The 21,886-nt window shown below is 67.2% G+C and carries 21 protein-coding genes; 8 read left to right on the plus strand and 13 right to left on the minus strand.

Features of this window, described 5'->3' with window-relative positions; translation table 11 throughout:
• Positions 1-1,257: a poly-beta-1,6-N-acetyl-D-glucosamine synthase gene (pgaC, locus tag AB839_RS01480; RefSeq protein WP_061478032.1), complete on the plus strand. Its 1,257-nt coding sequence runs from the start codon at positions 1-3 to the stop codon at positions 1,255-1,257.
• Positions 1,254-1,724, plus strand: coding sequence for a poly-beta-1,6-N-acetyl-D-glucosamine biosynthesis protein PgaD (gene pgaD, locus AB839_RS01485; protein ID WP_005417686.1), 471 nt, complete (start codon positions 1,254-1,256; stop codon positions 1,722-1,724). Before pgaC ends, pgaD begins: the two co-directional genes overlap by 4 nt.
• Positions 1,725-1,803: 79 nt before the next feature.
• Here the strand turns inward: pgaD and AB839_RS01490 are convergent, their stop codons facing one another.
• The 11 genes from AB839_RS01490 to AB839_RS01540 all read right to left on the minus strand — a co-directional run bounded on the left by AB839_RS01490 (position 1,804) and on the right by AB839_RS01540 (position 13,166).
• On the minus strand, positions 1,804-3,075 hold the full coding sequence (locus AB839_RS01490; protein ID WP_061478033.1) for a glutamate-5-semialdehyde dehydrogenase: 1,272 nt from the start codon (positions 3,073-3,075) through the stop codon (positions 1,804-1,806).
• A complete protein-coding gene (gene proB, locus AB839_RS01495) occupies positions 3,072-4,229 on the minus strand; it encodes a glutamate 5-kinase (RefSeq protein WP_061478034.1) in 1,158 nt (385 codons plus the stop codon). The genes AB839_RS01490 and proB overlap by 4 nt, the downstream gene beginning before the upstream one ends.
• An 11-nt stretch (positions 4,230-4,240) precedes the next feature.
• On the minus strand, positions 4,241-4,504 hold the full coding sequence (locus AB839_RS01500) for a YciI family protein (protein WP_061478035.1): 264 nt from the start codon (positions 4,502-4,504) through the stop codon (positions 4,241-4,243).
• Entirely contained in the window at positions 4,504-5,799 is a 1,296-nt protein-coding gene (gene argH, locus AB839_RS01505) for an argininosuccinate lyase (protein ID WP_061478036.1), read from the minus strand. Before argH ends, AB839_RS01500 begins: the two co-directional genes overlap by 1 nt.
• 20 nt (positions 5,800-5,819) lie before the next feature.
• Complete coding sequence (argC, locus tag AB839_RS01510; RefSeq protein WP_061478037.1) at positions 5,820-6,773, minus strand: N-acetyl-gamma-glutamyl-phosphate reductase; 954 nt, start codon at positions 6,771-6,773, stop codon at positions 5,820-5,822.
• On the minus strand, positions 6,770-7,372 hold the full coding sequence (locus AB839_RS01515; protein ID WP_061478038.1) for a GNAT family protein: 603 nt from the start codon (positions 7,370-7,372) through the stop codon (positions 6,770-6,772). The genes argC and AB839_RS01515 overlap by 4 nt, the downstream gene beginning before the upstream one ends.
• Positions 7,373-7,375: 3 nt before the next feature.
• Positions 7,376-8,704: an acetylglutamate kinase gene (locus AB839_RS01520; protein WP_061478039.1), complete on the minus strand. Its 1,329-nt coding sequence runs from the start codon at positions 8,702-8,704 to the stop codon at positions 7,376-7,378.
• A gap of 76 nt (positions 8,705-8,780) precedes the next feature.
• On the minus strand, positions 8,781-9,869 hold the full coding sequence (locus AB839_RS01525) for an acetylornithine deacetylase (protein ID WP_061478040.1): 1,089 nt from the start codon (positions 9,867-9,869) through the stop codon (positions 8,781-8,783).
• A gap of 148 nt (positions 9,870-10,017) precedes the next feature.
• A complete protein-coding gene (locus AB839_RS01530; protein ID WP_061478041.1) occupies positions 10,018-11,211 on the minus strand; it encodes an argininosuccinate synthase in 1,194 nt (397 codons plus the stop codon).
• 62 nt (positions 11,212-11,273) lie between these two features.
• On the minus strand, positions 11,274-12,284 hold the full coding sequence (locus AB839_RS01535) for an N-acetylornithine carbamoyltransferase (RefSeq protein ID WP_061478042.1): 1,011 nt from the start codon (positions 12,282-12,284) through the stop codon (positions 11,274-11,276).
• A gap of 318 nt (positions 12,285-12,602) precedes the next feature.
• Positions 12,603-13,166, minus strand: a complete 564-nt coding sequence (locus AB839_RS01540) for a hypothetical protein (protein ID WP_061478043.1) — start codon at positions 13,164-13,166, stop codon at positions 12,603-12,605.
• Between the two features lie 188 nt (positions 13,167-13,354).
• Here AB839_RS01540 and cysS point away from each other — a divergent pair, with 188 nt between their 5' ends.
• The 3 genes from cysS to AB839_RS01555 are packed head-to-tail and all read left to right on the plus strand — an operon-like array spanning position 13,355 to position 16,481.
• Positions 13,355-14,731 (plus strand): cysteine--tRNA ligase, encoded by a 1,377-nt coding sequence (gene cysS / locus AB839_RS01545; RefSeq protein ID WP_061478044.1) that lies wholly within the window; start codon positions 13,355-13,357, stop codon positions 14,729-14,731.
• A 53-nt stretch (positions 14,732-14,784) separates the two neighbouring features.
• Positions 14,785-15,237, plus strand: coding sequence for a SufE family protein (locus tag AB839_RS01550; RefSeq protein WP_061478045.1), 453 nt, complete (start codon positions 14,785-14,787; stop codon positions 15,235-15,237).
• On the plus strand, positions 15,234-16,481 hold the full coding sequence (locus AB839_RS01555) for an MFS transporter (RefSeq protein WP_061478046.1): 1,248 nt from the start codon (positions 15,234-15,236) through the stop codon (positions 16,479-16,481). Before AB839_RS01550 ends, AB839_RS01555 begins: the two co-directional genes overlap by 4 nt.
• Positions 16,482-17,072: 591 nt before the next feature.
• On the opposite strand, the gene dksA is transcribed toward AB839_RS01555, so the two are convergent.
• Positions 17,073-18,299, minus strand: coding sequence for an RNA polymerase-binding protein DksA (gene dksA, locus AB839_RS01560; protein WP_061478047.1), 1,227 nt, complete (start codon positions 18,297-18,299; stop codon positions 17,073-17,075).
• 272 nt (positions 18,300-18,571) lie between these two features.
• Here dksA and yidD point away from each other — a divergent pair, with 272 nt between their 5' ends.
• Genes yidD through AB839_RS01575 form a run of 3 tightly spaced genes read left to right on the plus strand, consistent with a single transcriptional unit; the run spans position 18,572 to position 21,022 of the window.
• Positions 18,572-18,826, plus strand: coding sequence for a membrane protein insertion efficiency factor YidD (gene yidD, locus AB839_RS01565; protein WP_014037867.1), 255 nt, complete (start codon positions 18,572-18,574; stop codon positions 18,824-18,826).
• 1 nt (position 18,827) lies between these two features.
• On the plus strand, positions 18,828-20,174 hold the full coding sequence (locus tag AB839_RS01570; protein ID WP_061478048.1) for a dihydroorotase: 1,347 nt from the start codon (positions 18,828-18,830) through the stop codon (positions 20,172-20,174).
• Positions 20,174-21,022 (plus strand): M23 family metallopeptidase, encoded by an 849-nt coding sequence (locus AB839_RS01575; protein WP_061478049.1) that lies wholly within the window; start codon positions 20,174-20,176, stop codon positions 21,020-21,022. Before AB839_RS01570 ends, AB839_RS01575 begins: the two co-directional genes overlap by 1 nt.
• Positions 21,023-21,177: 155 nt before the next feature.
• Here the strand turns inward: AB839_RS01575 and AB839_RS01580 are convergent, their stop codons facing one another.
• Entirely contained in the window at positions 21,178-21,882 is a 705-nt protein-coding gene (locus tag AB839_RS01580; RefSeq protein WP_061478050.1) for a squalene/phytoene synthase family protein, read from the minus strand.
• Positions 21,883-21,886: the final 4 nt, after the last annotated feature.

A 21,886-nucleotide genomic window follows, 5' to 3' on the forward strand; every position in this document is an offset into this window, starting at 1 on the left:
ATGGACATGCATCCGCTGCTGCAGGTCCTGTTCCAGTTCGCCTTCTACTACCCGATGGTGATGGCGTTCTTCTGGATGTCCGGCGGCCTCTACTACTACTACCGGCGCGAACGCCACTCGCGGCCACGCAACGATCCTCCATTGATGGTCGATCCCCCCTTCGCGAGCCTGCTGGTGCCTTGCCACAACGAGGCAGAGAACCTGGATGACACGCTCACTGCGGCGCTGGCCCAGCGTTACCCCGCCGACTACGAAGTGATCGCCATCGATGATGGCAGCAGCGATGACACCGGCGCGCGGCTGGATGTGCTGGCGGCAAGGCACCCGCGGCTGCGCGTATTGCACCTGGACCGTAACCTGGGCAAGGCCAATGCGCTGCGCATGGGTGCACTGGCCGCTCGCTCGGAGTACCTGGTGTGCATCGACGGCGATGCAATGCTGGAGGAACATGCGCTGCACTGGATGGTCTGGCACCTGGTCAGCGGCAACCGGGTCGGTGCGGTCACCGGCAACCCGCGCATCCGCAACCGCTCCACCCTGCTCGGACGCCTGCAGGTGGCCGAGTTTTCCTCGATCATCGGCATGATCAAGCGCGCGCAGCGCGTATACGGGCGCATCTTCACCATCTCCGGGGTGATCGCCGGCTTCCGCCGTACCGCCCTGCACCAGGTGGGCTGGTGGTCGGATGACATGGTGACCGAGGACATCGACATCAGCTGGCGCCTGCAGCGCGCGCACTGGGACATCCGCTACGAACCCAATGCGCTGTGCTTCATCCTGATGCCGGAGACCCTCAAGGGCCTGTGGCGGCAGCGCCTGCGCTGGGCCCAGGGGGGCGTGGAGGTGATGCTGCGTCACGCGCGCTCGCTGCTGCACTGGAAAGAGCGGCGCATGTGGGGCGTGCTGCTGGAGTACGTGCTGAGCGTGATCTGGGCCTACACCATGTTGTTCATCGTGCTGCTGTGGGCACTGGGCAAGTTCATCGAGCTGCCGCCGCAGCTGCATATCGCCAGCCTGCTGCCGCAGTGGCATGGCGTGATCCTGGCGCTGGTCTGCCTGCTGCAGTTCGCCAGCAGCCTGATCATCGACCGGCGTTACGAAACACAGATTGGACGCAACTATTTCTGGGTCATCTGGTACCCGATGGCGTACTGGCTGATCAGCCTTTCCACCACCCTGGTGGCGCTGCCGAAGACACTGCTGCGCCGTCGCAGCAAGCGCGCCACCTGGACCAGCCCTGACCGGGGGATCCGATGAACGCGCAACGCCCGTCCAACCGCTTCGACTCACGGATGATCCGCAAGCCACACCGCCAGCCGCGCTTCCAGCGCACCGCCTGGGGCTTCGTCACCCTGGCGTTCTGGGGCTTCTACTTCTACCTGTGGGCGCCCCTGGTGACCCTGTTCTCGTGGTTGGTTGGCGGCCAGCTGGCCTGGCAGCAGCTGTACGAACGGCAAAGCCAGTTCGATCCCTACGTGCTGGTGGCATTGCCGCTGATGCTGTTGTGCGCCAGCGTGCTGCTGATCGGTTGGGCCGAGTACAACCGTGCCCGCTTCCGTGGCCGCGAGCGTCGCTTGCCGCGGCCACTGGCCAGCCTCAACGAAGTGGCCGCCGATCTGGGTGCCAGCACCGGCCTGGCCGAACGCCTGATGGGCTGCAAGGCCGCCACGCTGCATATGGATGATCACGCACGCCCGGTCGGCATCCGCCGCGAGGTGGTGTAGCCCGACAGCCCGGTGGGTGCCGGCCTTGGTCGGCACCGGGGTCTGCCGCGAAGAACATCCACGCATGGCGTGGTTCCACTTATGTGCGCGTCTGCCCTTCGCCACGCACCACGAAGCGTTCGACGGTGAGCGCTTCCAGACCCATCGGGCCATAGGCATGCAGGCGCGTGGTGGAAATGCCGATTTCGCTGCCCAGGCCCAGCTGGCCACCATCGGAGAAGCGCGATGAGGCATTGACCATCACCACCGCCGAGCGCAGCGCAGTAACGAAACGCTCGGCATGGCCGGCGTCTGCGGTCGCGATCACTTCGGTGTGATCTGAGGTATAGCGGCGGATGTGCGCGATGGCCGCATCGAGGTCGTCCACCACGCGCACGGCCAGCACCAGGTCGAGGAACTCGGCAGCGTAGTCCTCCTCGGTCGCCGCCGTGCTGCCCGGCAGCAGCGGCTGCGCCTGCGCATCGGCGCGCAGCTGCACGCCGCGCTCGCCGAGCGCCTGCGCCACGCGCGGCAGGAACGAATCGGCTACGTCACGGTGTACCAGCAGTGTCTCCAGCGAATTGCAGGCGGCTGGCCGGCTGCACTTGCCATCCACCAGCAGGTCGATGGCCTTGCCCAGGTCGGCGCTGGCATCCACGAACAGATGACAGACGCCCTTGTAGTGCTTGATCACCGGTACCCGCGCATGCTCGGCAACGAAACGGATCAGGCCTTCGCCACCGCGCGGAATCGCCAGGTCGATCAGCTCATGCAGCTGCAGCAGTTCCAGCATCGCCTCGCGGCGCAGGTCGGTCAGCACGGTCACGGCGGCCGGCGGTACGCCGTTGGCCTTCAACGCACCGGCGAGTGCCTGCGCGATCGCGGTGTTGGAGTGAATTGCCTCGGAACCACCACGCAGGATCACGCCGTTCCCCGCCTTCAGGCACAGCGCCGCGGCTTCGGCGGTCACGTTCGGGCGCGCCTCGTAGATCATCGCGATCACGCCCAGCGGCACGCGCACCTTCTGCACGCGGATGCCGTTCGGGCGCACGTCATCGCGGGTGACCTCGCCGACAGGATCTGGCAATCCGGCCACTTCGCGCACGGCTTCGGCCATCGCGAACAGGCGCGGCGGGTCCAGTGCCAGACGATCGAGCATGGCGCTGCCCACGCCCTTCCCGCGCGCGGCGGCGAGGTCACGTGCATTGCCGGCCAGGATCAGTCCGGCATTCACCTCCAGTGCCTGCGCCATCGCCAGCAGCAGCGTGCGTCGTGCCGCACTGTCCAGGCCGGCAACGATCTGCGCCGCATCACGGCAGGCACGCGCCTGCGCTTCGATCTCGCTCATCGGTGTGTCCTTCAATCCGGTCATGGCAGCACCAGGTCGTCGCGATGGACGACGCTGCCGCCGTAGTTGTAGCCGAGCACGGCCTGGATGTCGCGCGAATGGTGGCCGGCAATCCGGCGTACGTCGTCGGCAGCATACTGGCTGACGCCACGGGCCACGCAGACACGGCCCTGCGGCGCGTTCCAGCACACCTGTACCATATCGCCGCGGCGGAACACGCCCTCTGCACCGGTAATGCCACCGGGCAGCAGCGAGGCGCCCTTCTCGCGCATCGCCTGTGCCGCACCGGCATCGATGACGATCACGCCCTCGGCCAGCGGTGCATGCCGCAGCCAGTGCTTGCGGGCGGCCTCGCGGCTGCGTGCGGCATGGATGCGGGTGCCGAACAGGCGATCCTGCGCCAGCGCGCGCACCACGTCACCGCTGCGGCCATTGAACAGATAGGTTTCGATGCCCAGGCGCCCGGCCTTCGCCGCCGCCTCCAGCTTGGTGCGCATGCCGCCGGTACCGGCGCGCGAGCCGGCGCCGCCCGCCATCGCCAGCACCTCATCACCCAGCTCCGGCACGTCGTGCAACGGCCGCGCATCGGCCACGGTGCGCGGGTCGGCGCTGTAGAGGCCATCGATATCGGTAGCGATGAACAGCGCATCGGCGTCGACCAGCGCCGCCACGGTGGCAGCCAGGTTGTCGTTGTCGCCGAGCTTGAGCTCATCCACCGACACGGTGTCGTTCTCGTTGACCACCGGCAATGCGCCCAGGCGCAACAGTTCACTCAACGTGGCGCGTGCATTGAGGTAGCGGCGGCGGTTGCGCAGGTCGTCGTGGGTCAGCAGCACCTGCGCCACCGGGCGCTCGAAGAAGCGCTGCCAGAGCCCGATCAGCTGTGCCTGGCCGAGCGCGGCCAGGGCCTGCCTCGCCGCCATCGCCGCGCCAGGCTCATCGGCCCGAGGCAGGATTGCGCGCCCGGCAGCGACCGCGCCGGAAGACACGATCACCACCTCGCGCCCGGCCAGGAGATTGGCCGAGACGAACTGCGCCAGGCCCAGCGCGTGGCGTGGCGACAGGCCGCCGCCGTCGGCTGCCAGCAGGCTGCTGCCAACCTTGAGCACCGCACGCCGCCACGGCGGCAGCGCTTGTTCGGGGAACGGCGAGGCGACATGGTCAGCGTGCTGGATCATCGGTCAGGCTCTCAGCGGGTGTTCCATTCGTGCACGGTCAGGTCGGAGGCCTGCATCGTCACCAGCGGATCGGTGGCGACGATGGCCTGCGCCTGCGCCAGGCTGTCCACGTTGCACAGCACGTAGGCGCCACCGCTGCCATCGGCGAAGCCACCGGTCAGCTGCAGCTTGCCCTGCGCCTGCAACGCATCGAGGAAATCGCGATGCGGCTGCACCGCTGCATCGTTGAAGTCCGGCCGGCGCATCGCCAGAACCAGGTAGACAGTGCCCGCCATCAGGACAGCGCCTGCCAGCGCGCGCGCAGTTCGTCCAGGCGCAGGTCGGCGGCCGAGCCCGGCGATACACGCGCAGCCAGGCTGCCTTCCGGCGTGCGTCCCTGCCCTGCGCTGTCGGCACCGGCCGCAGCCGCCTTGTAGGCCTCGCGGAACGGTACGCCAGCCACGGCCGCCTCCACGGCGACGTCGGTGGCATACATGCCCGAGTCGATCGCTGCGCGCAGCCTGTCGTCGCGCCATTCCAGGTTGGCCAGCAATGCCGGCAGCAGCTCCAGCGCGGCCAGGCCGCGGCCGAAGCCATGGAAGATGGCGCCCTTGGACGATTGCAGGTCGCGGTGATAACCCGAAGGCAGCGACAGCAGCTGCTCGATCTCGGTGCGCGCAGCGGCGACGCTGGCGTGGGTGGCGCGCATCAGCTCGATCACATCCGGATTGCGCTTGTTGGGCATGATCGAACTGCCGGTGGTGTACTGCGCCGGCAGCGCGACGAAGCCGAACTCGGCGCTGGTGAACAGCGACAGGTCCCACGCAATGCGGCGCAGGTCCAGCGTGGCGCCACCGAGCGCTTCCAGTGCAGCCAGCTCGAACTTGCCACGCGACAGCTGCGCGTAGATCGGCGAGACCTGCATGCGCGCGAAACCGAGCGCGGCGGTGGTGTGCTCGCGGTCCAGCGGCAGGTTCACGCCGTAGCCGGCGGCGGTGCCGAGCGGATTGGCATCAACCAGCGCATGGGTGTCACGGGCGCGGATGGCGTTGTCGATGAAGGCCTCGGCCCAGCCCGCCCACCACATTCCGGCCGAGGACACCACGGCACGCTGGATGTGGGTGTAGCCGGGAATCGGCAGATCCTTCTCGGCCTGCGCGCGGTCCAGCGCGACCTTTGCCACTTCGGCGCTGAGCTGCGTCACGCGCTGCAGCTTCTCCTTCAGCCACAGGCGGGTGGCGACCAGGATCTGGTCGTTGCGGCTGCGGCCGGTGTGGATCTTGCGACCCGCATCACCAAGGCGTTCGGTCAGGCGCGCCTCGATCGCCGAGTGGCCATCCTCGTACTGCGTATCCAGCACGAAGCGGCCTTCGCGGAAGTCCTGCGCCAGGATCTCCAGTTCGCGCAGCAGGCCGGCAAGCTCATCGGCACTGAGGATGCCGATGTGCTGCAGGCCCTGCGCATGCGCGGCGCTGGCAGCGATGTCATGCAGGAAGAACTCGCGGTCGAGGATCACGTCGTCGCCGGCGAGGAAGGACTGGATCTGGGCGTCGACAGCGACGCCGGGCTTCTGCCAAAGAAGGTCTGCCATGGGGGCTCCGGAAGGCGTGTTCAGTGCGGGATCGACGTCAGTTCGTCGATGCCCAGCGCGAGGTTGAGGTTCTGCATGGCCTGGGTGGCCGCGCCCTTCAGCAGGTTGTCCAGCGTCGCCACCACCACCACCCGCTTGCCGCCCGGCGCGAGCGTGAAGCCACCGACCTGGGCACCGTGGCGGCCGGCGATGCGGCTGACCCACGGCGCTTCGTCCACCACCTCGATCAGCGGTTCGCCCGCATAGGCCTGCTGGAAGCGCTCGACGATCTGCTCACGGGTCTGCACGCGGTTCAGCCACAGGTTGGCGGTCAGCGTGATGCCCCGGAAGTGTGGCGCGACGTGCGGCATGAATTCCACGGCCACGCCCAGCTGCACCGACACCTCGCGCTCGTGCACGTGGTTGGTCAGCGCGTACGGCATCAGGTTGTCGGCCAGCAGTTCGACGTTGTTCTTGTCCGACGGCGTGGTACCGGCACCGGAGTAGCCGGAGACACCGAAGCACTGCGGCGGACCGGCCAGCAGGTCCAACAGCGGATGCACCGCCAGCTGCATCGCGGTGGCATAGCAGCCCGGGTTGCTGATGTGCTTCTGGCCGTTGTAGCGGCCGCGGGTCAGCTCCGGCAGGCCGTAGTACCAGCTGTTGTCGAAACGGTAGTCGGCCGAGAGATCGACGATGACGGTGTCAGCCTTCGCCGCTTCCAATGCGGCCACGAACGGCGCGGCCAGGCCGTTGGGCAGGGCCAGGATCACCGCGTCCACGCCCTTGGCCGCCACCGCATCGGCGTCCAGGTTTTCGTACTGCAGCTCGCCCTGGAATTCCGGGTGGTGGTCGGACAGGCGCTGCCCGGCGCGCTCGCGCGAAGAGACGAAAGCCAGCTTCAGCCGCGGGTGGGTGGCCACCAGCTTGATCAGCTCGGCGCCGGTATGGCCGCGGGCACCGACGATGCCCAGGGTAAAAGTCGAATCGTTCATGCGTGACTGTCCAGGCGGTACTGCAGGTGGCGCTTCACGCCCTGCCATTCCGCATCGATGATGGAGAAGATGACGGTGTCGCGCGGCGTGCCGTCGGCGTGCCGCTTGTGGTTGCGCAGCACGCCATCCTGCTTGGCGCCGAGGCGGGCGATGGCGGTGCGCGAGGTGACGTTGAACCAGCTGGTTTCCAGCACCACGCTGATGCAGCCCATGGACTCGAAGGCGTGCTGCAGCAGCAACAGCTTGGCCTCGGTGTTGGCGCCGGTGCGCTGCACGCGCGGCGTGTACCAGGTGTAGCCGAGGCTGAGCCTGGGCACGCTGGCATCCATGTCGTAGAAGCGCGTGCTGCCGATGATGTCACCGGCGGCGTCGCGGATCACGAACGGCAGCACCTTGCGTTCGGCATGCGCCTGCAGCGCGGCCTGCACATAGTGCTCGACCTGCTGCGGTGACGGCACCTGGGTGTACCAGAGCTGGTCCAGGCCGCTGCCTTCGAGGGCAGCGCGCAGGCCGGGGACATGCCCAAGCTGCAGCGGCTGCAGCGCCACGTGCTGGCCGCGCAGGGTAGGCACCGTGTTCCACACGTCAGGAGGACTCATCGCTCACCCCAGCAGGCTCGGCGCGCGCTGGGCGCAGTGGTCGACGTAGGTCTTGATCCGGTCGATGCCATCGGCGCCGAACCAGAACACTTTCCAATGGTCCTGCTTGTAGCAGCCATCGGACTCGGCGTAGTAGAAGTGGTTGATCGGGTTGCCGTGGCGCGAGCGCCAGAACAGCTGCGGGGTCTCCTCCAGCATCACGTTCCAGACCGCACGCCCCAGGCCTTCACCCTGCGCGTCGTCGAGCACAGCGAACTTGTCCAGGTACACGCCTTCGGCCTCGTCGGTGAGGATCACCGCAGTGCGGTAGTTCTCGCTGACATAGGCGCGCAGCAGCCTGGTCTTTTCGAAGTAGTCCGGCACCAGGGTGCGGCCGAAGCTGGATTCGATCAGGCCCTTCAGCCGCGGCAGGTCGAGCTCGCTCCAGGCGGTGGCGCGCAGCACTTTCTCACCCTTGCGCACCAGCGTGCCCGAGCCCTTGTGGGTGAACAGTTCCTTGGCCAGGTCGGCCGGACGCGTGATCGACACCGACGACTCCAGCGGCAGGCGGTCGAGCAGGTCCTTGATCTGTTCGATCTTCACCTTCATGCCGCCGTGGATCCACGGCTGCGCGATCAGGTGATCGTATTCGGTGGACAGGTTGATCGAATCGATCACGTTGCCCGCCTCGTCCAGCAGGCCACCGGTGCCGGTCAGGAAGATGATCTTGTACGGCTGCAGCTCCTGCACCAGCTCGTTGGCGGCGAAGTCGGCGTTGACGTTGAGGATCTGGCCACCGGCAGTTTCACCCAGGCTGGTGATGACCGGGATCGAGCCGGCACGCAGGCTGGCCTCGATCGGTGCCAGGTTGACCTTCTTCACCTCGCCGACGAGGCCGTAGGTGTCCACGTCCAGGTACTCGGCCTCGAACACGCCACCGGTAATCGAGGTGGCACGTGCGCCGTTCTGCTGCAGCGCCTCGACCAGGCGCAGGTTGGACTGCTGGAACACCCGGCGCACGATCGCCAGTGCTTCCGGCGAAGTCACGCGCAGGCCGTTCACGGTCTGCTTCTCGATGCCGGCCGCCGACAGCTCGGCATCCAGCTGCGGGCCGGCGCCGTGCAGCACGATCGGGGTCAGCCCGACTTCCTGCAGGAACGACAGCGAAGAGGTCAGCGCGTCGAGATCGTCGCGCAGCACCGCGCCGCCGACCTTGACCACGGCGAAGCGCTTGGCGTCCAGCTGCGAGAAACGCTTGAGGTACTGGCTGATCTCCTTCGCGCTGGCCATGCTGGAAAGCAGGCGCACGATGGTCTGGCGGGTCTGGCGGTGGGGCTGGAGGGCAGGAGACATTTCGGTTTCGTCACAGGCGGCGGTCGCCGCGTTGCAGTCCCGCCATGCCCGGGGCATGGCGGCGTTGTAGGGTCGATCAGGCGCCGGCGGCGATGATCCGGTGCACGGCGTGGGTATAGCGCTGCAATTGGTCCAGCGTCACGAACTCATCGGCGGTGTGGGCCTGGGCGATGTCACCCGGGCCGAATACCAGTGTGGTATAGCCAGCGGCCGAGAACAGCGACGCCTCGGTCCAGAAATCCACGGCATTGCCGATCGGCAGCTCCAGCGCATCGGCCACGTCGCGCGCCAGCAGGCGGCGGTTCTCGGCCTCGGCGATGTCACCGGCGGGCAGGCTGGGACCACGGAACGTCTCGGTGAACACGGCGGCTTCCGGCTCGGCGAAACCGGCGAAGGTCGCCAGCAGGCCATCGATGTCCATCGACGGTAGCGGGCGGAACCCGAAGCGCACCTCGGCAGCCGGTGCGATCATGTTGGCCTTGATACCGCCTTCGACGCGACCGATGTTGAAGCGCAGACCGGTCAGTCCACCGAAGCGCGCCGAGGCCAGCGATTCCACATGATCCAGCGCGCGATTGCCCCAGCGCATGGCCTGGTGCAATGCGCTGGCAGCCGCATCCTGCTTGCCCGACGCATGGCCGGCACGGCCGGCGAACTGCATCAGCACCGAGCTGATGCCACGATGCGCCAGCACCGCTTCGCTCATGGTCGGTTCGGCCACGAGTACGGCTTCATACGGCAGGCCACGGGCCAGGAACGCGGCGATGCAGCGCGGGTCGTTGGCTTCTTCGTCGCTGGAGAACAGGAAGGCGGCATCGCCATCGCTGGCGTTGGCCGCCGCCACCAGCGCAGCGGCGGCGCCCTTGATGTCACACACGCCCAGGCCGACCACGCGGTCGTCCAGGCGGCGCATCACATGCGGATCGGCACTCCAGTGCGGCGAGTCCGGTACGGTATCCAGGTGCACGTTGAACAGGAACTTCGGCGTCCCACGCACGGCGTACAGGCTGACCGCACCGGCGCCATGGTCGATCACCTCGACGTTGAAGCCGGGCAGGTTCGCGCGCAGGTAATCGAAGATGCCACCGGTGGTGATCGCACGCGGCGGGTTGCGGGTGTCGAAGGACACCAGGGCCTGCAGGTGATCGAGCGTCTGTTCAAGCATGAAACAAAGATCCTGTGGAATTCCGCCGGGCATGGCCCGGCGCTACCGTGATGCGTCTGGTGGAGAGCCCCCTTCTTGTTGAAGGGGGCGCGCCAACGGCGCAGGGTTAAGGTGGAATGCGCGGGAGACGCGCGCGCAATTCAATCGCTCAGCGATTGACTTGCGCGTAAAGCGTCGAACTCATGCCGAACAGCTTGATGAAGCCTTCAGCCTCTTCCACGCCCCAGTCGGCCGACTGTGCGTAGGTGGCGCCCTTGGTGTTGAGCAGGTGCGGCGACTTCACCGCCACCGCGTCGACGCGGCCACCGCGGGTTTCCAGCACCACTTCGCCGTTGACCTTGGCCTGCGAGGACTTCAGGAACGCTTCGATGTCGGTCTTCAGCGGGTCGTGGTAGAAGCCTTCGTACACCAGCTCCACCCACTTGCGTGCCACGTCCGGCTTGAAGCGGTTCTGCTGCTTGGTCAGCACGGCATCTTCCAGCGCGCGGTGCGCGGCCAGCAGCGAAACCAGGCCCGGGGCCTCGAACACGATGCGGCCCTTCAGGCCGATCACGGTGTCGCCGGTGTAGACGCCGCGGCCAACGCCGTACGGGGCAAACAGCTTGTTGAGCTGGGCCAGGATCTGGTCGCCCGGCAGCGCCTTGCCGTTCAGTTCGACGGCTTCGCCTTCAACGAACTTCAGGGTCACGGTCAGCGCCTGTTCCGGCCACTCGCTGCGCGGCGAGCACCAGCCACGCGCACCGTCGCCCGGGGCTTCCCAACGGTCGATCTCGCCGCCGGACATGGTCACGCCCAGCAGGTTCTCGTTGATGGTGTAGGCCTGCTGCTTGGCGCGCACGCCGAAGCCGCGCTCTTCCAGGTACTTCTGCTCGTAGGCGCGGGTCTGGGTGTGTTCCTTCTGGATCTCGCGGATCGGCGCGATGATCTGGTAGTCGCCCAGTGCCTTCACGGCCAGGTCGAAGCGGACCTGGTCGTTGCCCATGCCGGTGCAGCCGTGGGCGATGATGTTGGTACCCAGCTCGGCAGCACGCTTCAGCGCGGCATCAACGATCAGGTAGCGGTCCGAGACCAGCAGCGGGTACTGGCCCTGGTAGCCTTCGCCGGCCCACACGAACGGCTTGACGAAGCCTTCCCAGATGGCCGGGCCACCATTGACGGTGACATGGCTGGTCACGCCCAGCTCGGCGGCACGCTTCTCGATGAAATCGCGCTCTTCATCATCCACGCCGCCGGTGTCGGCGAACACGGTGTGCACGTTGTAGCCACGCTCCTGCAGGTAGGGCACGCAGAAGCTGGTATCCAGGCCGCCGGAGAAGGCGAGAACGACGTCTTTGTTGCTCATGGGGAGGGTATGTCCTGGTAGCGCCGGGCCGTGCCCGGCAGAAATGATTGAATCGGAAAAAATCAGCGCCCGGCAACGGCGGCCATGATCGCCTTCTGCACGTGCAGGCGGTTCTCGGCTTCGTTGATGGCGATGCACTGCGGCGAATCCATCACCGCATCGGTGGCTTTCACGTTGCGGCGCAGCGGCAGGCAGTGGCTGAACACCCCGTTATTGGTCAGCGCCATCTTCCGCTCGTCCACGATGAAGTGCTTGAACTGGTCGCGGATCGGCTTTTCCGGTTCCCAGTTGCCGAAGAACGGCAGCGCACCCCAGCTCTTGGCGTAGACCACGTCGGCGCCGGCGTAGGCGCTGTCGATGTCATGGCTGATCTTCAGCGAACCACCGCTCTCGGCCACGTTCTGCTCGGCCCAGCCCATGTAGCGCTCGTCGAGGATGTAGTCGGCGGTCGGGCACAGCAGGGTCACGTCCATGCCCATGCGGGTGGCGATGGTCAGCGCCGAGTTGGCCACGGCGGTGTTCAGCGGCCTGGGGTGGTAGGTCCAGGTCAGCACGTACTTCTTGCCGCGCAGGTCCTGGGTGCCGAAGTGCTCCTGCAGCGCCATGATGTGGGCCAGCTCCTGGCACGGATGGGTGATGGTCTCCATGTTGATGACCGGCACCGGCGAGTACTTGGCGAAGCTGTTGAGGACGATGTCCTGGCGGTCGTAGGCCCAGTCGATGAACTTGGGGAACGCGCGCACGGCGATGATGTCGCAGTAACGGCCCAGCACCTTGGCCACCTCAGCGATGTGCTCTTCGGTATCGCCGTCCATCACCGTGCCGAGGTTGAACTCGATCGGCCACGCATCCTTGCCCGGCTGCAGCACCACCGCGTGGGCACCGAGCTGGAATGCGCCCAGTTCGAAGCTGGTGCGGGTACGCATGGACGGGTTGAAGAACACCAGCGCGATCGACTTGCCCTTGAGCTGGTCGCCGAGCTTGTTGCGCTTGAACAGCGCGGCCTGGGTCAGCAGCGCGTCGAGATCGCTGCGGCTCCAGTCCTGGGTGTTCAGGAAGTGCTTGGGGGACATCATCTTTCCTTGCGTGGCGGCGCCGGGTTCGACGCGGTGGAAGGGAAAACAGGAAGCAAAGGTGAAACGAAAAGGTTGCAGTTGCAGCTTTCAGAACGCGGAAACGAAAAAACCCAGCCGGCGGGCTGGGTTTTTTTCGGACGAACAGCAAAAAGCTCCGGTTACCCAGCGAGAATGTGGGGTTCCGGTCGACGCGCACGCGAGGTCATGCCCGACGCCTGTCGGGCTGCGCTGCTGTCGTGCTGGAAGTCGGTGAGCTTCATGGCCGAATATCTTTGCATGCGGCCGTGACCGGCGCAAGGGGCCGGGGTCGCAGAATCAGGGATTGCCGGCGGCGCCCTGCTCCGGACCCACCCAGGGGGTGATCGACACCCGGATCTTGAGCCGGTTGCCCGGGTCTTCCGGCAGCCGCGACCGATACTTGGTGCCCTTGTAGACGTAATCCACGTCGTAGGCGATGGGCCGGCGGAATTCACGCCCCACCGGCACGATGCGGCAGTCGCGGGTCAGCATCGGACCGGTGTTGGCCGGCGCCGGGGCCGGCGACTCGGTTCCGACCTCCTCAACAACCTCCTCATCGCTGCGCTTGAACATCGAGCGCACCGAATCCCAGAAGCGGCTGATCCGGCCCTTGTCCTCAACCGGCTCCTCGCCGGTCACGTTCACCGGGGCCAGGGTCCGGGTCGACACCGGCTCGCAGTGCTCCTCGGTACGGGTCGCGCGCAGGGTCTGGAACACCGGCTCGACGTTCAGCACCTGGGCGTAGTCGAACTTCACGTTCTCCACGATCACCACCCGGTTGCGGGGCTCGGCCTCCTGGGCCAGCACCACGGCGGGCAGCGCCGACAGGCAGGCCAGGGTCAGCAACGCGGTGGATTTCATTGGCGACGGGAGCAAGGACACGGCAATAGTGTAGGCAGTGGCGAGCGCAAGGGGCTGAACATTACCCGTCCACGCCGCTCCTGCCCACCCCACCCTGGACGGACCCGGCGTCCACCGGTGGCAGCCAGTGCCCCCAAAGGGGGCCGACACGTTCTAAAATCACAGGCTTGTCCCCCAGCCACAGCCCCATGACCCTGCGCCTGCACAACAACCTGACTCGCCAGCTCGAACCGTTCACTCCGCTCGACCCGGCCTGTCCGACCCTGTATGTGTGCGGCCCCACGGTCTACAACTACGTGCACATCGGCAACGCCCGTGGCCCGGTGGTGTTCGGGGTGCTGGCCGACCTGCTGCGGCGCCGTTTCGGCGCGCTGCGCTACGCCCGCAACATCACCGACGTGGACGACAAGATCAACACCGCCGCGCGCGAGCAGGGCGTGCCGATCAGCACCATCACCGGCAAGTTCGCCGCCGCCTACCGTGAAGACATGGCCGCGCTGGGCGTGGTGCCGCCGGACATCGAGCCGGAGGTGACCGCGCACATGCCGCAGATCATCACCATGATCGAGCAGCTGATCGCCAATGGTCATGCCTACGCCGCCGAGGGTCACGTACTGTTCGCGGTGGCCAGCTTCGACGGCTACGGCAAGCTCTCGCGCCGTGACCCGGAAGAAATGCTGGCCGGTGCCCGTGTCGACGTGGCCCCGTACAAGCGCGACCCGGGTGATTTCGTGCTGTGGAAGCCGTCCAGCGACGACCTGCCCGGCTGGGAATCGCCGTGGGGCCGGGGTCGTCCGGGCTGGCATATCGAATGCTCGGCGATGGCCGCAGCCCACCTGGGCGAGACCATCGACATCCACGCCGGCGGCGTCGACCTGCAGTTCCCGCACCACGAGAACGAGATCGCGCAAAGCGAATGCGCCCACGGCGGCAAGATCTTCGCCCGCTTCTGGCTGCACAACGGCATGCTCAACTTCGGCGGCGCCAAGATGAGCAAGTCGCTGGGCAACATCGAGCGCGTACACGACCTGGTCCGCCAGCATCCGCCGGAGGCGCTGCGCCTGGCCCTGCTGTCGGCCCACTACCGGCAGCCGCTGGACTGGTCTGATGCGCTGATCGAACAATCGGTGCGCACCCTGGACCGCCTGTACGGCACGCTGCGCGAACTGGCGTCGATCGAGGCCACGGCAGTGATCCCCGCCAGCGTCGAAGCGACCCTGGACGACGATCTCAACACACCCCAGGCGCTGGCCGAAGTGGCCCGCATCGCCGCCGACGCGCGTCGTGCCACCGACCCGGCCGAACAGGCGCGCCTGAAGGGCGAACTGCTCGGTGCGGGCCTGGTGCTGGGCCTGCTGCAGGCCGACCCGGCGCAGTGGTTCGGCACCGCAGCGGGCGACGAGGACGACGATGCCCGCGTCCAGGGCCTGATCGACGAGCGCGCCGCGGCCAAGAAGGCACGCGACTTCGCCCGTGCCGACGCCATCCGCGACCAGCTGGCCGCCGAAGGCATCGTGCTGGATGACACCCCGCAGGGCGTTCGCTGGTCGCGCAAGCGCAGCTGACCTGCCCTGCCCCGTGGCCGGTCCGCCGGCCACGCCCCACCGTAGAGACTGTTGTGACCGACTCCCCGTTCCCGCTTGAACCCACCGCCGCCGAGGCCCAGGCCGCCATCGCCGAGGAATTCGGCTTCTTCGGCGACTGGTCCGAGCGCTACCAGTACCTGATCGACCTCGGCCGCAAGCTGCCGCCCTTTCCGGAAGAATGGAAGACCGAAGAGCATCGCCTGCTCGGCTGCCAGTCGATGGTCTGGATCGTGCCCGAGGGCAACGCGCAGTCGCTGCGCTTCCATGCCATCAGCGATTCGGCGATTGTCTCCGGCCTGATCTTCCTGGCGCTGCGCGTGTACTCCGGGCGCTCGGCGCAGGAGATCCTGGACACCGAGCCGAGCTACATCCAGGACATCGGCCTGGCCCGCCACCTCTCGCCCACCCGCAGCAATGGGGTGGCGGCGATGCTGGCGTTCATCCGTGAGACGGCGCAGGCGCAGCTGCAGCGCGACCCGTCGTGAGCGAACCCGCCACAGCCGAAGACAGTGCACTGGGCCTGCTGTCCCGCCCCGGTTTCGCCAGGCTGCTGGCCTACCGCATCTTCGCGATGCTGTCCTACCAGGTGGTCGCGGTCACTGTCGGCTGGCACATCTACGAAGTCACCCGCAATCCGTTCTCGCTGGGCCTGATCGGCCTGGCCGAGGTCGTGCCGTTCTTCTGCGTGGCTCCGTTCGCCGGTTACCTGGTGGATCACCTGCCTCGCCGTCGGCTGGGAATGGTCGCCTGTTGCGGGCTGATCGCCACTGCACTGGTGTTGACCAGCGTAGCCATGGGCTGGCTGCCGATTGACGGCGTGTGGCCGATCTATGCGGCCATCGCGCTGACCGGCATGGTCCGCGCCTTCCTGTCGCCGATCTACAACGCCTTGTTCGCCCGCGTGCTGGCCCGTGACCTGTTCGCCCGTGGCGCCGGCCTGGGCGCGGTGGTGTTCCAGGCCGGCATGATCGCCGGCCCGGCACTGGGTGGCGTGCTGGTCGGCTTCGGTGGCAAGGGTCTGTCCTACGCGGTGGCTACGGCCTTTGCGCTGGTGGCGATGGCCTGCCTGGCCACACTGAAGGTGGAAGAACCGGTGCATACCGGTCCGGCCGCACCGATCTTCAAGAGCATCGCCGAAGGCGCGCGCTTCGTGGTCGGCAACCGGATCATGGTCGGCGCGATGGCGCTGGACATGTTCTCGGTGCTGCTGGGCGGCGTGGTAGCGATGCTGCCGGCGTTCCTGCACGAGATCCTGCACCACGGCCCGGAAGGCCTGGGCATCCTGCGCGCGATGCCGGCGCTGGGCTCGGTGTGCGTGGGCCTGTGGCTGGCGCGCCACCCGCTGCAGCGCAATGCCGGCCGCGTCCTGCTGTTCGCGGTGGCCGGCTTCGGCCTGTGCGTGATCAGCTTCGGGTTGTCGCAGCATTTCTGGCTGTCGGCGCTGATCCTGCTGTTCTACGGCGCGTTCGATGGCGTCTCGGTGGTGATCCGCTCGACCATCCTGCAGTTGGCTACGCCGGAAGAAATGCGCGGTCGCGTATCGTCGATCAACGGCATCTTCATCAGTTCGTCCAACGAGCTGGGCGCGTTCTATGCCGGCACGATGGCGAAGCTGCTCGGCCTGGTGCCGGCGGTGGTGCTGGGCGGATTCGCGGTGCTGAGCGTGGCCGGGATCACCGCGTGGAAGAACCCGACATTGCGGAAATTGAATCTTCGCGACCTGCAGTGAACCTGTAGAGCCGAGCCCATGCTCGGCTGCGTATTTCCGTGCGCCCAAGCAGCGGTTGCGCCGGGCCGCGCCCGGCGGGCTTCTTCCGCGACCGCGGCGAGGTGTACCTTTCTTTGCTCGTGCAAAGAAAGTCACCAAAGAAACGCTCCGCCATCCGCGAGCCGGCGCTGCGCGCCGGTGCCCTGTGCTCCTCGGTGAATCAGGGGACGGCGCCGAACTCGCTGCGCTCAAACAGCGGCGCCACTTCGCCCCTGATTCCCCTGCGGTGCTCGGCCCGCTACAAGGCGGACCCAACAGCCGCGAGCGCACGCATGACCGCTCCTGTCGGCCTGAGCCGAGCGTGGGCTCGGCTCTACATCGGCCGCGCACGCAGGAAACCGTCGAGAGCCTGCGGGTGGGTCCGGGCAGGACCGTCCGCGGCATGGATGCCGCGGCCGAGCTTACAGGGATGTACTTGCAGCGTGTCCTGCCCGGACCCACCCGCAGGCTCACGCCGATACCCGCAAGGCGCCGCTCTACGCAACCAACACGAACCCAACAAAAAACCCGGCCGAAGCCGGGTTTTTCGCATGACCAGACAACGAACTGGAATCAGTCGCCCTGCTGCTTCTGCAGGTGCTCCCAACGCTCCTGGGCGTCGATGGTGCGCTCTGCGGTGAGGCGCGCTTCCAGGCGCTCCAGGCCGATTTCTTCGCCGGTGTCGACGCAGTAACCGTAGTCGCCAGCTTCCAGGCGCTTCAGGGTGCTGTCGATCTTGCCGATCAGCTTGCGGTAGCGGTCGCGGGTACGCAGTTCCAGCGAGTTCTCGGTCTCGCGGGTCGCACGCTCGGCTTCGTCGCCGATGTCACGCACTTCCTCGCGCAGGTTCTCGATGGTCTGCTTGGACTCTTCCACCAGGTCCGCGCGCCAGTTCTGCAGGCGCTGGCGGAAATACTCCTGCTGCAGCGGGCTCATGTATTCCTCTTCCGAGGACGGCTTGTAGCCAGCCGGCAGGATCGGGCGGCCAGTGGCCTCGTCGGTCTTGTACTCGACCACCTTGTACTTGCTGCGCGGGGCCGGTGCTGCCGAGCGGGCGGCGACGGCCACGGCAACCTTGCCGACAGGGCGCGACGCGGTCTTCGGGGCGGAATCGGATTTCACGGCGGTTTTGGCAGGCGATTTCGAAACGGGCACGGGATTCTTGGATTGCGGGGCCTTCGAAGCGACAGGAGCGGCGGCCGGGGCCGGCGTTGAGGCCGGTTGGGCTGCCGCCACTGCCACGGTCTTGGCCGGGACAGGCTTGGCCGGAGCCGGCTTGGCAGCAGGCTTCGGTGCGGACTTCACTACTCGGGCCGGGGTCGGCTTTACGGCCGGCGCGGCAACGTTCTTGGCAACCTTCTTTACAGCGGCAGGCGTGGCGGCCGGTTTAGCCGCAGCGACCTTCTTTGCTACGGGCTTGGCGACCGGCTTGGGTGCAGCCTTCTTCACCACCGCCTTCGGCGCCGGTTTGGCGGCTGCCTTCTTGACCACCGGCTTGGCGGCGGCCTTCTTCACCGGCGCGACCTTGCTGACGGTCTTCTTCACCGGCGCCTTCTTGCTGGCGGCGGCTGGCTTGGCCTTGGCGGGCGCAGCGGCCTTCTTCGCCACCGGCTTGGTTGCCTTGACCGGCGTTTTCTTTGCGGTGGCCTTCCTGGCCGCCGGTTGCGAGGACGCTGCCTTGGTCGCCGGCTTGCTGGCCGGCTTCTTGGCAACGGGCTTTGCCGCCAACTTCTTCACAACAGGCTTGGCGGTTTTCTTGGCGGCCGTTGCGGCCTTCTTTGCAGTTTTTTTAGCAGCCACGAAACGCTCTTCCTTGGATTTCCCGGGGCCCGGGAAAGCGGGCCTTTATAGCCTACCCGACCCGCAGCAGCAACCTTGGCACCCTGCTCCATTCAGTCCTGGAGCCAAGGCGCCCTGGAGGGCAGTCCGACGAACACGGACCGCCTTGCGCGGTACGGAACCTGGCCAGCACCCGACGGTGCTGGTACCGGTCGCAGGCCATCGGCGACATGCGACCAACGCCCCATCCTGCACAAATGCGTCCTTCATGCCAACTGGCATAAGATGACTGGGTGATCTCGCGCCTGCTCATTGCCCTGCTGCGCTTCTACAAGCGCTTCATCAGCCCCCTGCTGGGGCCGCGCTGCCGTTTCGTGCCGAGCTGTTCTGAATACGCGATGGACGCCATCTCGCGGCACGGCCCGCTGCGCGGCAGCTGGTTGGCTGCGCGCCGGCTGGGCCGCTGCCATCCGTTCCATCCCGGCGGCTTCGATCCCGTGCCCGAGTCCCCCAACGCCCCCTCTTGCCGTTGCACAGGAAAACACTGACATGTCCTCCACCCTCATCACCAACGCCCGCATGGTCAACGAAGGCCGCACCTTCGATGGTGACCTGCGCATCGAGAACGGCCGCATCGCGCAGATCGGCAGTGGGCTGGCGCCGCGCGACGGCGAGCAGGTGGTGGACGCGGCCGGGCGCTGGCTGCTGCCCGGCATGATCGATGACCAGGTGCACTTCCGCGAACCGGGACTGACCCACAAGGGCGACATCGCCAGCGAATCGGCGGCCGCCGTGGCCGGTGGCCTGACCAGCTTCATGGACATGCCCAACACCAACCCGCCGACGCTGGATTCAACCATCCTGGAAGCCAAGTACGAGCTCGCGCGCGGCCGCGCCTGGGCCAACTACGGTTTCTACCACGGTGCCAGCAATGACAACCTGGACGCGATCCGTGCCCTGGACCCGAAGAAGGCCCCGGGCGTGAAGGTGTTCATGGGTGCTTCGACCGGCAACATGCTGGTCGACAACCCGGAAACGCTGGACGCGATCTTCCGCGAATGCCCGACCCCGATCATCACGCACTGCGAAGACACGCCGATGATCGATGCCAACCTCAAGGCCTTCCAGGAAAAGTACGGCGATGCGCTGACCCCGGACATGCACCCGGACATCCGTTCGCGCGAAGCCTGCATCAAGTCGACCCGCCTGGCGATGTCGCTGGCACGCAAGCACGGCACCCGCCTGCACGTACTGCACATCTCCACCGCCGATGAGCTGGCGCTGTTCGAGAAGGGCCCGCTGATCCGAGCCGATGGCAGCCGCAAGCAGATCACCGCCGAAACCTGCGTGCACTTCCTGCACTTCGCGCGCCCGGACTACGCGACCAAGGGCAACCTGATCAAGTGCAACCCGGCGATCAAGGAAGTGTCCGACCGCGAGGCAATCACCGCTGCCTTGGCCGATGACGTGCTGGACGTGCTGGCCACCGACCACGCGCCGCACACCTGGGAAGAGAAGCAGAAGCCCTACGCGCAGGCGCCGTCGGGCCTGCCGCTGGTGCAGTACGCGCTGGTGGCCGCGCTGGAGCGGGTGCACGAAGGCAAGCTGACCCGCGAGCAGGTGGTGCAGAAATTCGCACATGCGCCGGCGCAGCTGTTCGACGTGGAAGAACGCGGCTTCCTGCGCGAAGGCTACTTTGCCGACCTGGTGCTGGTGGAGGACGTGCCGTTCACCGTCAAGCGCGAGGACGTGCTGTCCAAGTGCGGCTGGTCGCCGTTCGAAGGCACCACTTTCCGCTCGCGCATCGCCTCCACCTGGGTCAACGGCCAGCTGGTGTGGGACGGCAGCAAGCTGGTGGGTGAGCCCGCCGGCCAGCGCATGACCTACGACCGCTGATGCGTTCGGCACTGATGATCGGGGCGCTGCTGCTGGCCGCGCCCCTGTTTTCCTCTTCCCCTGCGCAGGCGCAGGATGGCATCGGCAGCCTGATCGACAGCCGCGTGGTGTTCCCGGCCAGTGCCTCGCAGGGCGCGCTGGTGATCGGCAAGGTGCCCGCAGGCAGTCGCGTGCAGTACGCCGGCCGCCAGCTGCGGGTGAGCGGCTACGGCAGCGTGGTGTTCGGCATCGGCCGCGACGAGAAGGGTCCGCTGCGCGTACAGGTGCAGCGCCCCGATGGTGGCAGCGAGACAGCCACCATTGCGGTAACGCCGCGCGACTGGCCCACCGAGCGGGTGAACGGCGTGCCGCCGAAGACGGTCAACCCGCCGCCGGCGATTGCCGAGCGGATCAAGCGCGAACAGGCGCAGGTGACCGCCGCACGTGCCCGCGATGACGACCGCACCGACTTCACCCAGACCTTCATCTGGCCGGTACAGGGCCGCATCAGCGGCCGCTTCGGCAATGCGCGCGTCTACAACGGGCAGCCGGGGGCCGGCCATTCCGGCATGGACATCGCGGTGCCGACCGGCACCCCGGTGAAGGCGCCGGCGGCCGGCATCGTGACCTTCGCTGGGCCGGACCTGTACCTGACCGGTGGCACGCTGCTGCTCGACCACGGCTTCGGGGTCAGTTCCAATTTCCTGCACCTTTCGCGCATCGACGTAAAAGTTGGCGACCGTGTGGAGCAGGGCCAGGTGATCGCTGCCGTCGGCGCCACCGGCCGTGCCACCGGCCCGCACCTGCACTGGGGCATGAACTGGTTCGACACCCGCATCGATCCGTTGCTGGTGCTGGAGCGGAAGTAACGCCCATCGCCCGGTGCGGTGGTGAGCCGCTGTTGTAGAGCCGAGCCCACGCTCGGCTGTCGCGCAGAGATGAGTCGAGCATGGGCTCGGCTCTACAGACAGCATTCAATCAACCGCGCGAGGTAGCGCCGGGCCATGCCCGGCGGAGCGCGGGATCAACCGCGCGCTGCCCACCACACGCGCAGCAACGTGCGCACCGGGGTGGCTTCGATTGGCTTGCCTGCGGCCTGCGCGGCAACGCGGGCGCGCGCCAGGCTCGACCACACGCGCCGCGGGCGCGGGCCCGGCACGCGGCTGCCCCATCCTTTCAGCAGGTACTGGGCCCAGCGCTGCGCGGCCGTGCTGGAATCCTCATCCAACAGGCTGCGCGGCACACCGGCTACGCCGGCATCCTGCAGGCGCTGGGCCAGCGTCTGCAGCTGCACCGCACGACCGGCGCCGGTGCGCGGCTTGTCGGCAAACAAGGCCGCTTCCACTGCGGCCACGGCCTCGGCGTAATTGGCCAGCGCACGCTCGGCACCGGCTGCATCCAACGCAACGGTACGCGCTTCAACAAGGTCCGGCAGCGCTTCGGCCAGTTGCACCCACGGCGCACGCACCGGCTCCAGCAGACGGCCCAGTGGATGGCGCGAACGATGCCCTGCCCAGCTGCGCAGTTCCTCGCCCCACCACGCCAGCTTGGCATCGGCCGGCAGCGGATCGCCGCTGGTGTTGAGCATGTCGTCAAACTCCTGCAGCAGCGCAAACCACGCCACTGCGAGCTCGCGTTGCGGTTCGGCCACGAACGGAGCGGCCACCGACCATTCCGGCCAACGGCTGCGCCACTTGTCGAGGAAACTGTCCAGCGCGGTACTGCTCACTACG

It is taken from the genome of Stenotrophomonas sp. DDT-1, assembly GCF_001580555.1.
GTDB classification, from domain to species: Bacteria; Pseudomonadota; Gammaproteobacteria; order Xanthomonadales; family Xanthomonadaceae; genus Stenotrophomonas; species Stenotrophomonas sepilia.